Annotated in this window: 11 protein-coding genes; 10 read left to right on the forward strand and 1 reads right to left on the reverse strand. The window is 66.8% G+C overall.

All coding sequences use genetic code 11. The features are described 5' to 3' along the window. Positions 1 to 49 precede the first annotated feature (49 nt). The 8 genes from EV382_RS05065 (at position 50) to EV382_RS05100 (ending at position 9783) form a co-directional block, all read left to right on the forward strand. Complete coding sequence (locus tag EV382_RS05065; RefSeq protein ID WP_244236542.1) at positions 50 to 913, forward strand: carbohydrate ABC transporter permease; 864 nt, start codon at positions 50 to 52, stop codon at positions 911 to 913. Then, a complete protein-coding gene (locus tag EV382_RS05070; protein WP_130400449.1) occupies positions 913 to 1809 on the forward strand; it encodes a carbohydrate ABC transporter permease in 897 nt (298 codons plus the stop codon). The genes EV382_RS05065 and EV382_RS05070 overlap by 1 nt, the downstream gene beginning before the upstream one ends. 5 nt (positions 1810 to 1814) lie before the next feature. Then, positions 1815 to 2528 carry a ferredoxin-NADPH reductase gene (locus EV382_RS05075; RefSeq protein ID WP_130400450.1) on the forward strand — a complete coding sequence of 238 codons (714 nt, stop codon included), beginning with the start codon at positions 1815 to 1817 and terminating at the stop codon, positions 2526 to 2528. 46 nt (positions 2529 to 2574) lie between these two features. Beyond that, a complete protein-coding gene (locus EV382_RS05080; protein WP_130400451.1) occupies positions 2575 to 3759 on the forward strand; it encodes a glycoside hydrolase family 88 protein in 1185 nt (394 codons plus the stop codon). A gap of 43 nt (positions 3760 to 3802) precedes the next feature. After that, positions 3803 to 4627, forward strand: a complete 825-nt coding sequence (iolB, locus tag EV382_RS05085) for a 5-deoxy-glucuronate isomerase (RefSeq protein ID WP_208758314.1) — start codon at positions 3803 to 3805, stop codon at positions 4625 to 4627. Between the two features lie 114 nt (positions 4628 to 4741). Next, on the forward strand, positions 4742 to 6256 hold the full coding sequence (locus EV382_RS05090; protein ID WP_130400452.1) for an RICIN domain-containing protein: 1515 nt from the start codon (positions 4742 to 4744) through the stop codon (positions 6254 to 6256). Positions 6257 to 6845: 589 nt separating this feature from the next. Beyond that, entirely contained in the window at positions 6846 to 7241 is a 396-nt protein-coding gene (locus EV382_RS05095) for a hypothetical protein (protein WP_130400453.1), read from the forward strand. Then, complete coding sequence (locus EV382_RS05100) at positions 7234 to 9783, forward strand: caspase, EACC1-associated type (protein ID WP_165435713.1); 2550 nt, start codon at positions 7234 to 7236, stop codon at positions 9781 to 9783. Before EV382_RS05095 ends, EV382_RS05100 begins: the two co-directional genes overlap by 8 nt. Positions 9784 to 10234: 451 nt before the next feature. Here the strand turns inward: EV382_RS05100 and EV382_RS05105 are convergent, their stop codons facing one another. Further along, positions 10235 to 11482 carry an MFS transporter gene (locus tag EV382_RS05105; RefSeq protein WP_130400455.1) on the reverse strand — a complete coding sequence of 416 codons (1248 nt, stop codon included), beginning with the start codon at positions 11480 to 11482 and terminating at the stop codon, positions 10235 to 10237. A gap of 388 nt (positions 11483 to 11870) precedes the next feature. Between EV382_RS05105 and EV382_RS05110 the strand changes: the two genes are divergently transcribed. Both EV382_RS05110 and EV382_RS05115 read left to right on the forward strand, forming a co-directional pair. Next, positions 11871 to 12671, forward strand: coding sequence for a LuxR C-terminal-related transcriptional regulator (locus EV382_RS05110; RefSeq protein WP_130400456.1), 801 nt, complete (start codon positions 11871 to 11873; stop codon positions 12669 to 12671). Between the two features lie 5 nt (positions 12672 to 12676). Beyond that, positions 12677 to 13516 carry an aminoglycoside phosphotransferase family protein gene (locus tag EV382_RS05115; RefSeq protein WP_130400457.1) on the forward strand — a complete coding sequence of 280 codons (840 nt, stop codon included), beginning with the start codon at positions 12677 to 12679 and terminating at the stop codon, positions 13514 to 13516. Positions 13517 to 13672: the final 156 nt, after the last annotated feature.

The raw sequence follows: 13672 nt of genomic DNA on the forward strand, positions 1-13672 counted from the left end.
ACTCCCTATGGCAACATTGCCGCGCACGAGACCCAGGAACCGGCGGCTGGTGTCGCGCAACACGGTCGCCGGCTGGTCGTTCATCCTTCCCAACTTCGTCGGCTTCGCCGCGCTCACCCTGCTACCCGTCGCCGTGCTGTTCTACGTGGCCTTCACCAACTGGAACGTCTTCGGGGTGGCCGAGTGGACCGGCACTGCCAACTTCCGGCGGATGTGGAACGACGCGAGCTTCTGGACCGCACTGCGCAACACCGTCTACTACGCCGTCTTCCACATCCCGTTGACCCTCGCGGCAGCACTCGGGCTGGCGCTGCTGCTCAACCGCAAGCTGCGCGGCGTGCGGTTCTTCCGTACCATCGCCTTCTTCCCCTACATCACCTCGATCGTGGCGATCGCGGTCGTCTGGAACCAACTCTTCAGCCCGGAGTACGGCCCGATCAACGCTCTCCTCGGCGCCGTCGGGGTGGACAACCCGCCGGGCTGGACCGCGTCGGCGACCTGGTCGATGCCGGCGGTCATCATCGTCGGCACCTGGCGGTACATGGGCTACTACATGCTGCTGTTCCTGGCCGGCCTGCAGACCATCCCGGCCCAGCTCTACGAGGCGGCCGAGACCGACGGCGCCTCACCGTGGCAGCGGTTCGTGCACGTGACCCTGCCCGGCCTGCGGCACACCACGTTCTTCGTCACGGTGCTGCTCACCATCGAAAGTTTCAAGGTCTTCGACCTCATCCTCGTGATGACCGGCGGCGGACCGGGCCAGTCGACCCTGGTGCTCTCGCAGTACATCTACCAGAAGGGCTTCGAGGAGAACCAGTTCGGTTACGCCTCGGCGGTCTCCATCGTCCTGTTCGCCATCTGCTTCGGCATCACGGTCATCCAGTTCATGGTCAACAAGCGGAGGAATAGCTGATGACCGCGACCGACCTCGCCACGCCCGTCCGGGCCATCGCCGCGCCCGGCAAACACGGAACCTCCGCCCGACGTGTCAGGTCCCGGGGCGGGCGGCTCGTCGGGTACGCCGCCCTCGTGCTCGCGGCGGCCGGGCTCCTGCTGCCGTTCTTCTGGATGGTGGTGGCGTCGTTGAAGACCAACAACGACGTCTTCACCATCCCGATCACCTGGCTCCCCGATCCCGTGGTGTGGCGTAACTACGTCGACATCTGGCAGCGCTCGGACATGACGACGTGGTTGGGGAACACCCTGCTGTTGTCGGTGATCGTCACCCTCCTACAGGTGTTCACCGGCAGCTTCGCGGCCTACGGCTTCGCCCGTGTCCGCTTCCCCGGCCGTAACGTGCTCTTCCTGGCGTACGTCGGGACGATCGCCGTGCCCTGGCAGTCGTACATGATCCCGCAGTTCATCCTCATGTCGAAGCTGCACCTGTCGAACACGCTGTGGTCGATCGTCGCGATCCAGGCGTTCGGCGCGGTTGGCGTGTTCCTGATGAAGCAGTTCTACGAGACGATCCCCGAGGAGCTCAGCGAAGCGGCGCGGGTTGACGGGCTCAGCGAGTACGGCATCTACCGACGGATCATCCTGCCGTTGTCCCGGCCGGCGCTCGCCAGCCTGGCCCTGCTGATGTTCACGACCACCTGGAACGACTACCTCGGCCCACTGATCTACCTGCGCAGTCCGGAGCTGCGCACCATCCAGTTGGGGCTGAACACCTTCATCTCCCAGTACAACGCCGAGTACGCGTTGATCATGACGGGCTCCGTGCTGTCCGTGCTGCCCGTCGCGGTCATCTTCCTGCTCGGCCAGCGCTACTTCACCGAGGGCATCGCCTCGACCGGACTGAAGGGCTGAGGCCCATGCGTTCGCGCCACGACACCATCACCGCCGTCTTCGACGGCGTCTACACCGCGCTCGTCAGCAACCTGCTGCTGGTGCTCGGCTGCCTGCCGCTGGTGACGCTCGCGTTCACCACCGAGGTGGCGCGCTCCTGGCCGCTGTACGCGCTCACCGCCCCGCTCTGCGCGCCGGGGCTCTGCGCGATCTTCGCGGTCATGTCCGCCTACTCCGCCGGCGACTCCGGCGGGGTGCTGCGCACCTACGGCCGCGCCTGGCGAGCCACCGCCCGGCCGGCGATGCTCTGGACGGCCGCGGCCATGGCCGCCCTGGTCGTGCTCGCCGTCGACGCCCGCGCCGCGTGGGGCCACCGGGTGGGGGCACTCGCACTGCCGGTGCTGGCGACCCTGATCGTCCTCACCGTCGCGACCACGCTGCTCGGGTTGGTGACCGTCGCCGAGCGGCCCACCGCGCCACTGCGCGAGGTGGCTCGCGCCTGCGTGTATCTGGCGGTGCGCCGGTGGTACCTCACCGCCGCGTCGCTGCTCGTGCTCGCGCTGCTCGCCCAGCTTCTGGCGGCCCGCCCCGCGATCGCGCTCGGTCTCGCCGCCGCGCCACTGCTCTACGTCGTGTGGGCCAACAGCCGATTCACCATGCGCCCCGCTCTCGATCCGCTGGCGACCGCACCCCGAGCCCCGGAACACCACGTGCCGGCCACCGAGCCGGGACGCCGATGACACACCTGCCCGGCACCGACCGGACACACGAGGGAGAACAGCATCCATGACGGCGACCGACGTCCGTCCCAGCTCCGACGCAGAAGCCACGGCCGCCGCGGTGGCCGCCGCGATACGTACCGTCGACGCGAACATCGTCACCTTCGACGACCGGTACCCCGGGGACACCACCGACGCCAACCGCTATCTGCTCCGGCCACCGAGTGCCGGCCAGCCCGAGGGCGCCAACGTCGGCTGGACCACCAGCTTCTGGCCGGGCATGCTCTGGCTGGCACACGACCTGACCGGTGACGATCGTTACCTGCAGGCCGCGATGTCGCACGTGGACAGCTTCGCGGCCCGGATGACCGGCGGCATCGACCTGGACACCCACGATCTCGGGTTCCTCTACACCCTCTCCTGCGTCACCCCGGCTCGTCGTACCGGCGACCCGCGGGCCCGAGACGCGGCTCTCGCCGCCGCGGACCACCTGATGACGCGTGTCCTCGAACCCGCCGGAATCATCCAGGCCTGGGGCGACCTGAACGACCCCCGCCAACGCGGCCGCACGATCATCGACAGCCTCATGAACACGCCGCTGCTCTTCTGGGCCAGCAAGACCACCGGCGACGACCGCTACGCCGCCGCGGCCCGCCGGCACACCGCTCAACTGCGCCAGCACATCCTGCGTCCGGACGGCACCACCTTCCACACCTTCTACTGGGACACGGTCAGCGGTGCCCCACTGCGTGGGGAGACCGAACAGGGCCACGCCGACCACTCCTGCTGGGCCCGGGGACAGGCCTGGGGTATCTACGGCTTCAGCCTCAACCACCGGCACCTCGGCGATCCCGCCCTGCTCGCCGCCGCCAGGACCTGCGCCGACCACTTCCTCGCCTGCCTGCCCGACGACCGCGTCGCGTACTGGGATCTGGAGTTCGGCGACGGCAGCGGTCAGGAGCGGGACAGCTCGGCCGCGGCCATCGCCGCCTGTGGCCTGGTCGAACTGGCGGACGGCCTCACCGACACGGCCAGCGCCGACCGGTACCGCAGGGCCGCCGCCGAGATCCTGCGCTCGCTCATCGACCACTACTCCACCAACGGCCATCCGGCCTCGAACGCGCTGATCCTGCACGGCGTCTACGACAAGCCCAAGGGCGTCGGCGTCGACGAGGGAACCCTGTGGGGCGACTACTTCTACCTGGAAGCCCTCACCCGCGCCACCATCCCCGGGTGGGCCAGCCCCTGGTGACCCCGCGACCCACCCGTTCCGCCCCACATCCCGAAAGGTGACCATGGACTACCGCTACCACTGCACCATTCCCGCCGCCGAAGGCCGGAACACGCTGCCCGTCAATCCCTGCCGGCTGCTCGACTTCACCCTGCTGCGGCTGTCGGCCGGCGAGTCCTGGACCGGCGAGTCCGGGGACCGGGAGATCCTTGCCGTCATCCTGGGTGGAACGGCCAACTTCACCGTCGCCGGCCGCCACTTCCCGCAGGTCGGCCAACGTCCGGACGTCTTCTCCGGCAAGCCGCACTCCGTCTACCTCCCGGCCGGCTCCTCGGTGACCGTCGAAGCCGTCACCGCCGTGGAGATCGCCCTACCGAGCGCGCCCAGTGAGCTGGCCACCGACCCCTATGTCATCGCGCCGGAGCAGGTCGCGGGCGGGCGTTGGGGAGCGGCCAACTTCGGCCGTACCTACCACCAGATCCTCACCGAGATCTCCCAGCCGGAGCTGCCCGCCCGCCGGCTCATCGTCGGCGAGACCTACACGCCCTCGGGCAACTGGAGCACCTACCCGCCACACCGGCACAAGGTCGACGACCTGCCCGCCGAGGCCGCACACGAGGAGATGTACTACTACCGGGTCAGCCCGGCGAACGGTTTCGGCATCAGCCGGGTCTACACCGACGACGGGTACGAGGAGAACGTCACCATCCGTGACCATGTGATGCAGATGATGCCCGAGGGGTACCACACCGTCGTCAGCGCACCCGGCTACACCACCTACTTCCTGTGGTTCCTGGCCGGCACACAACGCACCCAGGGCGCACGCGAGGACGCCGACCTCGCCTGGGTGGGCCAGACCGTACCGACCCTGCGGGGCCTGGGCCTGTAGTGACGTCAGTGGGACCCCGGCTCGACCTGATCCCCGATGCGCGGAGCCGCGCCGACGCCACCTTCCGCGTGACCAGCTGAACCCCGACTGTGACCCCCACCGATTGGACATGTCATGACACAGAGGAAGTCGTTCCATGGACACGTATCGCCGAGCACCCGGTTGCGCCGCCTGCTGATCGCGCTGGTGACCGCGATGACGGCGATGGTTGGCGTCGTCGTCGTGGCGTCGTCGCCGGCCACCGCCGCCACGAGCCAGTTTCGGGGTATGAACTGGGCGGTTCTGGGTGACAACTTCAGTACTGGGCCGTTGGTGGTGCAGGGTTTGAGTTTGTCTGACAGCAATGCGACGGTGCGGGCGAAGGCCAACGCGTTGTACGACGATATGGCGTCCACCCTGGGGGTGAACACGGTCCGGTTGCCGATCAACACGCATACGGTGGGGACGGCGTGGTGGGAGGCGTATCGGGGTGCGATCGATGCCGCCACTGATCGGGGTTTCAAGGTCATCCTGGCGTATTGGGAGGATGGTGCGGCCTCGGGTGGTCGGATCACGAACCTCGCCGCGTGGAACGCGATGTGGTCCACGGTGACGAACACGTACGGTTCGAACACGAACGTGTACTTCGAGCCGATGAATGAGCCGCATGGTTACAGTTCGGCGGAGTGGCGCACGGTGGCGGCGAACTGGCTCAGCTATCACTACTCGGCGGTGCCCGGGCGGGTGTTGATCGGTGGTACCGGGTTCAGTCAGGACCTGCGCGACATCTGCGCGGACAGCCGGTTCGCCTCGACGCTGCTGTCGTTCCACTATTACGCGTTCTTCTACGGTGCGATGACCTATGACGCGTTCCGTAGCCACATCCAGGCCCGCCTGGGTGCCTGCGCGTCGCGGGCGGTCGCGACGGAGTTCGGTGCGCCGATGAGCGATGGCCGTAACTACGCCGACGCGGCAAGCGGCGACAACTTCGTGCGCTACATCCGGGCCATGGCGCAGGTGATGCGCGACAACCAGATGGGCGGCACGTACTGGCCGGCGCTCGGTGGCAAGCCGGGCAGCATCGGGTACGACTGGTACTCGATGTTCGCTCTCAGCGGCAGCGGCACGAACCTCAACCTGAGCGTGCGTAACACCTCCGGCGCGGACCAGATCCGCTACGCCTGGGGCGACACCATCGGCGGTGGTCCGACGACGCCACCGCCGTCGACGGGCACGTTCTACCGGATCACGGTGCGGCACAGCGGCAAGGCCATGGACGTCCAGCAACCCAATACCGACAACGGCGCACGCGTCGGCCAGTACACCTACAGCGGCAGCGCGTGGCAGCAGTGGCAGTTCCAGGACGCCGGCAGCGGCTACTGGCGCATCATCAGCCGACACAGCGGCAAGTGCCTCGACGTGGTGAACGCCTCAACCGCCGACGGCACCGAACTCATCCAGTACACCTGCGGCACCGGCACCAACCAACAATTCCAGATGATCACCAACGGCACCTACTTCCAACTGCGCGCCCGACACAGCAACAAGTGCGTCGACGTCCCCGCCCTCTCGACCGCCGACGGCGTGGTCCTCAAGCAATACACCTGCAACACCGGCACCAACCAACAATGGTCCCGCACCACCGTCTGACGATCGTTCCGACGTAACGACCGATTCACGATGGCTGTCCCGAGCCGGACAACGACAGGTTGCATGTCGGCAATCCGTCGTTGTCCGGGCGGCGGGCGGCTTCATAGCGTCATCACTACAGGGCAACCGGCAGCGGCTGCGCTGGCAAATCCTGTAGGGGAGTCTTCCACCGCCGCGCATGTTCACACCTGCATGGAATCAACGCGGCCCCGGTGAGCCTTCGGGGCGCCACGGGTGCAGCTTTCCCGACCGAGGCGAAGACCCTTCGGGATAGCAGCCGGGGCTGGCCGACGGACCGGACGTACCGAACCGGCAAGGCTCGTCCCCGGGCTAGTACTCACCAGGTGCGGCTGGAGTACTACAGTAGCCGTGCCCATCTGGGCTCCACGCCAACAACGCCCTGACATGACAAGAGGATTGACGGCTCCGACGGGGGCACCGCGGACGGCTCGCGGCTTACGATCACGTCGGCTGCGGCACTAGCGTTCGGGAGCACGAGCGTCGGCATTTCGTTGTCCTTGATCCCTTCGGGCTGGCCTGCTACCGGTTGGCGTGGTTCGATAACGTGTCATAACGAAAGGGGTGGCGGATGGGAGACGTCATGGTGACGCTACTAATTCGGATCAAAGACGATCAATCGACGTCAGAGCAGCTCGACGAACTTGCGATAGATCTGCGCGAGGTCATTCTTGAGTCCGGCGTCGGTAGCGCGGAGAGAAGGTCGGGCCAGCCCGTCCTGCCTGGCACGCGCGGGGTTGAACTTCTCGAGGTCGGTGCACTTGTCGTCCAGGTGGCTCTGGAGACCGGGCTACTAGCCGACGTAATTCAGCGGATCCGCGACTGGCGTGGCCGTCAGCAGGTCCAGCACGTAGAAATCGAGCTGAATGGCTCCCGGCTCGTTGTCTCCAACGCCACGATGGAGCAACAGCAGGCTTTGGTCGAGCATTTTGTCAAATCGACGTTGGAAAAAGCTCAGCGTGCGTAAACGAGCGCTAATCGTCGCCAACCAGAAGTACGACGACGACCGCTTCAGTGAATTACCTGGCGCTGCGGCCGACGCTCGTGAGCTAGCGGCAGTTCTGGGTAGCCGCACCATCGGCGAATTTGACGTCGCCGTAGTTCCGGATGCGGACAGCCGGACGGTGCGGAGACAGATCGAGGGCTTCTTCGCGAGCGGCACCAAGGACGATTTGCTGTTGTTGCACATGTCCTGCCACGGCCGCCGGGATCAACGTAACCAACTCTACTTCGTGTCCCGGGACACGGAATACGACTATCTAGCCGCAACCGGCATTGACGCCTCATTCGTCAATGAGCAGGTCGACCGATCGCGGTCCAGGCGGATCGTCCTGCTGCTCGACTGTTGTTACAGCGGCACCTACGTCAAGGGCGTCCGGACCACTCGCAGTGGGCCACCCGCAGTCACCCTTAGCGCTCACTTCGATGGCAGCGGAATGGCAGTGATCACGGCATGCTCAGCCCTACAGTTTGCCTACGACACCGACCTGTCCAGCGCGAGACGGGACCAACCGTCGGTGTTCACCTCGGCCGTGGTGGAAGCGTTGCGCACAGGTGCCGGCGATGTGGACGGCGACGGCTTTTTGAGCGTGCAAGACCTCTTCGCATACGTGCGCGAGGCGGTTCCGCAGAAGGCCCCAGATCAGACGCCCGAGTTCTCGGTCAACAGGCTTACCGGCTCGCTCTACCTCGCACGTAGCCCCGCCGCACTCACTCTCGGCGGCGAGATGGCGCAATTGTCGCCCACACTGCACCACGCAATCGTCCAAGGCGAGCCTTGGTTGCGCTTCGGCGCAACCCTCGCCCTCGAACGGCTACTGGAAAGCGATGATGTGCGGGGTCGAGCGGCGGCGCGCGAAGCGTTAGTGCCTCTGGCCCGTGACTCCGACGATGCGGTGCGGGAGCGGGCGCGGGCCGTCTGGGACGCTCACGTGACGGGGGCTCCACCCGTTGTAATCGGATCTACCCTTGCTTCCGACCAGGCGGAGCGTGTCCGCGGGCGATCGGTTGGCATTGATTTCGGGACAACCAACTCCTCAGTGGCGGTGGTAGAAGCCGGCACGTCCAGCATCATCGTGAACCATTTCGCGACGAGGATCACCCCCAGCGTGGTCGGTTTCTCGCCACGCGGCGACGTGCTCGTCGGCGAGCCCGCGAAACGGCGGGCGGTGCTCGCACCCAGACATACCGTTCAGTCAGTTAAAAGGAAGCTCGGTACTGACTGGCATTTGACGGTTGCTGGCCAAGAATATGATGCGGCGACCATAGCGACGCTGGTCCTCGAACGACTCCGGCTGGACGCGGAGTCCCAGCTCGGTGAGGCGGTGACCACTGCCGTCATCACGGTGCCCACCAAGTTCACCGTCGCTCAGCGTGAATCGCTTCGCCGGGCAGCCAAGGCGGCCGGTGTCGAGACATCTCGTTTCATAAACGAACCGACGGCTGCAGCGCTTGCCTACGGCCTAAACCAACCCAACGAGCAGACCGTTATGGTCTTCGACCTCGGTGGTGGCACGCTGGACGTGTCGCTGTTGGAGATTGGCGAAGGCCTTGTTGAGGTAAGGGCTACTTCCGGCGACGACCATCTCGGGGGCGACGACTGGGACCAGGCGCTTTTCGATTACCTCAAGGCGTTGTGCCTTTCCGATCTCGGGCTTGACGTGTCCGAGGACAAGGCGTCGATGCAACGGCTGCGGGAGGAGGCCGAGCGGACGAAGATTGAACTGTCTGAGCTGACAGAGGTGCCCATTAGTTTGCCCTACCTCGGTCATGTGCATGGTCAGCCTGTGCATCTGACTCGGATTGTGACCCGATCGCAGTTCGAGAGCATCACGGCTCATCTCATGGAGCGGTGCTGTTTGCCCGTGCAGCAGGTCTTCGCGGACGCAGGCATCCCGGCCGAAGATGTGGATCAAGTCATTCTCGTGGGCGGCTCGACCCGCATGCCGGCCGTGCGGGAGCTCGTCCAGGGCCTCACAGGTAAGAGTCCGTCGACTGCTGTCCATCCCGACGAGGCGATCGCGCTCGGAGCCGCACTGCATGCTGGCATGCTTACCGGCGAAATCAAGGATGTTCTACTACTCGATATGATTTCGATCTCGGTTGGAATCGAGACAGTGAACGGTCGCTTCTCGAAGATCATCGATCGGAATAGCTCCATTCCGACCAAGCGATCCGAGGTTTTCACGACGGCCGACGACAACCAGCCGTCCGTGGTGATCCAGGTCTTCAGCGGCGAATGCGAGATCGCCGCTGACAATGAGAAGCTTGCCACGCTCGAGCTGGCCGGTCTGCCTCCAGCGCCGCGTGGGGTTCCACAGATCGAGGTCACCGTCGACATCGATGCCAACGGCATTCTCCACATCTCAGCCAAAGATCTCGGCACTGGCAAAGAAGAGGCGATCGTTGTGTCGCGCGACTCCATAGAGGCCGCCGACTCACGGGACTGCCTCTTGCCGGCGATCATCCCTGACGCTCGCCCTTGGCCAGCCAGTCGAGAACCTTCGTAAACCCATCCTTGATCAGCCTCCAGGGCTCGCAAACTCGGATCAGGGCTGCGCGCGGTTTTGTCCGACGTCCACCCCGCTGGCACCGCAACGATCGAGGCCATGACGGCTTCGCTGGAGTACCTACTGCTACGCCGGGTCCTGCAGATACTCACCAACTTGCCCCCGACGGCGGCACCAAGGACGTTGAACTCCTGGTGCTGCGGCACCAGGTGGTGGTCCTGCGCTGGCAGGTCCACCGCCCGGACCTGCAACCCGAAGATCGGATGGCGCTGGCGACGTTTTCCCGGCTGCTGCCCCGAGCCCGATGACCGGTCCTCTTTGTCACGCCGGCCATGCTGCCGCTCTGGCATCGGCAGCTGATCGCCCGGCATGCGACGTATCCGCTAGGTGCGTGGTTGGGACCCGGCCTCCGGGGACCTGTGGTTCAAGATTGACCTCTGCCTCGGCGGCGTCAGGTAGTGGAGGCCGGGGCCGTCTCGCGGACCAGCGTGACAGCGCTGCGGTTGGCGGCCGGGATGATCAGCGCCGATGCGACGAGCGCGGCGACGGCGATGCCCAGCCATCCCCAGAAGCCGAAGGCGATGACCAGGCCGGAGAGCGCCGCCGGGCCGATGATGTTCTGCGTGATCACGTGCAGGTCGAACGCCCCCAGGTACTCGCCCTGAGCGTGCTCGGGGGCGAGGCCGAACGCGAGCCCCCAACCGGAGGCGGCCTGCATCACCTCGGCCACGGAGAGGATCAGCACGGCGGCGACGATCGCCACGGACGCCAGGACCACGTTGTCGTCGAGCGCGGTCACCGCCAGGACCGCGCAGCCGCCGGCCAGCCAGTAGCCGGAGCGCCGGGCGAGCCGACCAGCGCCGTGCACGGTGTCCGCGCCCCGGCTGGCCCGTACCTGGAACAGGATGACGAACGCGGTGTTGACGATCAGCAGCAGAGGAATCAGGAAGTGCGGCAGGTCGGTGCGGTTGAGCGCCCAGAGCGGCATCGTCACCAGGATGATGCTGACGTGCGAGGCGAGGATCGTCGAGACGCCGATCACCGCGAGGAAGCGTAGGTCGCGGACTGCGGCGAAACGCTTGAAGCCCACCGGTGCGGGACGCGGCGGCACGTCGGGCAGGCGGGTGACGAGCAGCGCGGCGCCGGCCATCAACGCGGCAGTGGTGAGGGGGATCAGCACGAGCAGCCGTTGGCTGAGGGCGGCGACGGCCGCCACGCCGATACCGATGCTGAATCCGATGTTGAACACCGACCGCATCATGGCCTTGAGTTTCACCCGCTCCTCGGCGGGCACGAGGTTGCCGATGAGGGCACCGTTGGTCGGGCCGGTGCCGTACTCGAGGAAGCCGACGGTGACCACCAGCGCGAAGAAGGCGGTCGCGCTGTCGACAAGGCTGTAGAGCCCGAATCCGACCGCCAGCGCGGCGAACAGGATGACGAGCAGGCGGCGGGCACCCACCCGGTCGGCGATCACACCGAACAGGACCGACGAGACGAAGGCGGACAGGCCGGCGGCCGACAGGCCCAGGCCCACCTGCCGGGCGTCGAGCCCGACACGCAGCGTGAAGTAGACGACGCTGCCGCTGAGGAAGACTCCCTTGCCGATGGACTCGGCCAGTCGGATCGCGATCAGCTTCCTGCGGAGCGGGTCGGTCGGTACCAGGCCGGCGACAACGTCCGTCACTCGTGACAAGGGCATGGGTCAATCCTGGCGGCGGCAGTGTCCGGCGGACAGGGCGACAGGTGTCGCGCGTACGGGACGACGTCCCGGATCGGCCGGGAAATTCCCCCGTGGACTCCCGGGTCGGTGGAACGTTGACCGCCCGTGAAAGGTCCGCTGTGGACGGCTTCGTCAGGGCCAGGACGGAAAGTTTGGTTCGGTTTTCCGATGCGTCAAAAGGCTGACCGAGCCCGTTCCCGGGATCACTTCTTGTGTTGTTCTGTTGGCCGTGAGTAGATGTTCATCACGACGCGGGGTCGGCGCTACCGCGGCGTTTCCCCGCGCGACTAAGACACCGCGGGCCGTTCGGACGGGGTGAGGTGGATAGATGGTCAGCGTTGGCTCGGCCTCGGAACTGGCTCGGAACATGAGGCGGCATCCGGAGGAAGTCACGGCGGAGACACAACCCGACGCGGTGACGGTGGCCCTGGCCGACGCTCAGCCGGTGGTGCGCAGGGGCCTGCACGCCCTGTTGTCGCCGTCGGCTGAGATCGCCGTGACAGGTGAGGCGGCGTCCGCGCGGGAGGCGTTGGCGCTGGCCACCGCCACACGTCCCGACGTGCTCGTTCTCGACGTCGAGCTGCCGGGGTTTCAGGCGGGGGTGACGATCCAGGAGATCAACCGGGTGTCGCCCTCGACAGCGGTGCTGGTCTTCACCGCGGTTGAGGACGAACACGCGATCCTCGCGGCCATGTGGGCGGGCGCCCGGGGCTACGTGCTCAAGAGCTGCCCGGGCGACGGCATCGTCCGGACGATCCGGGGCCTCGCGACGGGTGAGGTCATCCTCGGCCCCCGGGTGGCCGACAAGCTCATCGGACAACTGAGCCTGGAGCCCCGTAACCAGCAGCTCTTCCCGGAGCTGACCGCCCGCGAGCGGGAGGTGCTGGAACTGATTGCCTCGGGTATGCGCAACGTGGCGATCGCCGCGAAGTTGAATCTGTCCCCGAAAACGGTCAGCAATCATATTTCCATCATCTTTAGCAAATTGAATGTTTCTGACCGGTACGAGGCGATCGAGGTCGCCCGCCGGGCGCGGTTGGGGCGCCCCGGGCCGCCCGGCTCCCATTCACCACTGGTGCCTGGTGGCAGCGTTCTGCTGGCCGGCAGGCGTGGTGTCGTGGCGCCGGGCGCGGCCGCGTACGCCGGCGCGCGGTCGGTGCGGGGGTGAGCGGGATGAGCCTGGACCTGGACGCGATCGCCAACCGACTGGAGCCACGGTTCGGCCGGGCCGCGCACCGCTGGGTGGGCACGCTGCGCCAGCGGCTCGACGACCTCGTCGAGCAGTGGGAGTTGACTCTCGGTGACCCGCTCAAGTCCGGCAACTCATCGGTGGTGTTCCGGTGTGTGGGCCCGCTCGGCGACGCGGTGCTCAAGCTGTCCCCGGACAGCTACGCCGTGCGGGAGGAGGTGGACATGCTGCGCCAGTTCGCCTCCAGCGGACGGGTGCCGGCGGTGCGGGAGTCGGCCAAGGGCGCCGTCCTGCTCGAAGCGATCCACCCCGGCACCCTCGTGGAGAAGATGCCGCAGCCGCCCTCACCGCGGGAGTACGCAGCCTTCCTCACTGATCTGCACGGCGCGGGCGACCCGGCTGCCGCTCCCCGTCAACTGGCGGACTGGATCGATGTGCTGTTCAACTCGGCGACGCGCCGGGGCGCCGACCTGAGCGGGTCCAAGCGGCTGCGCGACGACCTGTTCGCGGTGCCCACCGACACCGTGCTGCTGCACGGGGACCTGCACCTCGGCAACGTGCTCAGCGGCGGAGGCAGGGGCCTGGTGGCGATCGACCCGATGGCCTGCGCTGGTGACCCCTGCTTCGACGCCGTGGACTACGTGCTGGAGGGTCTGGACCGCGCGGAGATGGTGCGCCGCCGCGACGAGCTGGCGAGCGCCGCCGGCATCGACGTGGGCCGGCTCGACGCCTGGTGCCGGGTGACGGCCCCGATCGGCGCCACGTACGTCAGCAATCCCGTGCACTCCGCCGAGCTGGCGGCCTTCGGGCGCGGCGAGTACTGACCGGCCGACCACCGCCCCGGTCCGACGGCAACGCGCGTCGGGCCGGGGCCGCGCCATGCCCGGGGACCTGCGTCGACGTGTCGCCGACGCGACCGGGAGCTTTTCCTGGTGGGGCAGGAGAACGTGCTCTGCCGCGCGGGACGCGCCGGACCGCAC

Origin of the sequence: Micromonospora violae (assembly GCF_004217135.1) — a bacterium.
Classification (GTDB): domain Bacteria; phylum Actinomycetota; class Actinomycetes; order Mycobacteriales; family Micromonosporaceae; genus Micromonospora; species Micromonospora violae.

Coding starts and splice junctions, on each gene's coding strand:
- EV382_RS05070 (WP_130400449.1), top strand. CDS start 913: ATGACCGCGACCGACCTCGCCACGCCCGTCCGGGCCATCGCCGCGCCC.
- EV382_RS05075 (WP_130400450.1), top strand. CDS start 1,815: ATGCGTTCGCGCCACGACACCATCACCGCCGTCTTCGACGGCGTCTAC.
- EV382_RS05080 (WP_130400451.1), top strand. CDS start 2,575: ATGACGGCGACCGACGTCCGTCCCAGCTCCGACGCAGAAGCCACGGCC.
- iolB (WP_208758314.1), top strand. CDS start 3,803: ATGGACTACCGCTACCACTGCACCATTCCCGCCGCCGAAGGCCGGAAC.
- EV382_RS05090 (WP_130400452.1), top strand. CDS start 4,742: ATGACACAGAGGAAGTCGTTCCATGGACACGTATCGCCGAGCACCCGG.
- EV382_RS05095 (WP_130400453.1), top strand. CDS start 6,846: ATGGGAGACGTCATGGTGACGCTACTAATTCGGATCAAAGACGATCAA.
- EV382_RS05105 (WP_130400455.1), bottom strand. CDS start 11,482: ATGCCCTTGTCACGAGTGACGGACGTTGTCGCCGGCCTGGTACCGACC.
- EV382_RS05110 (WP_130400456.1), top strand. CDS start 11,871: ATGAGGCGGCATCCGGAGGAAGTCACGGCGGAGACACAACCCGACGCG.
- EV382_RS05115 (WP_130400457.1), top strand. CDS start 12,677: ATGAGCCTGGACCTGGACGCGATCGCCAACCGACTGGAGCCACGGTTC.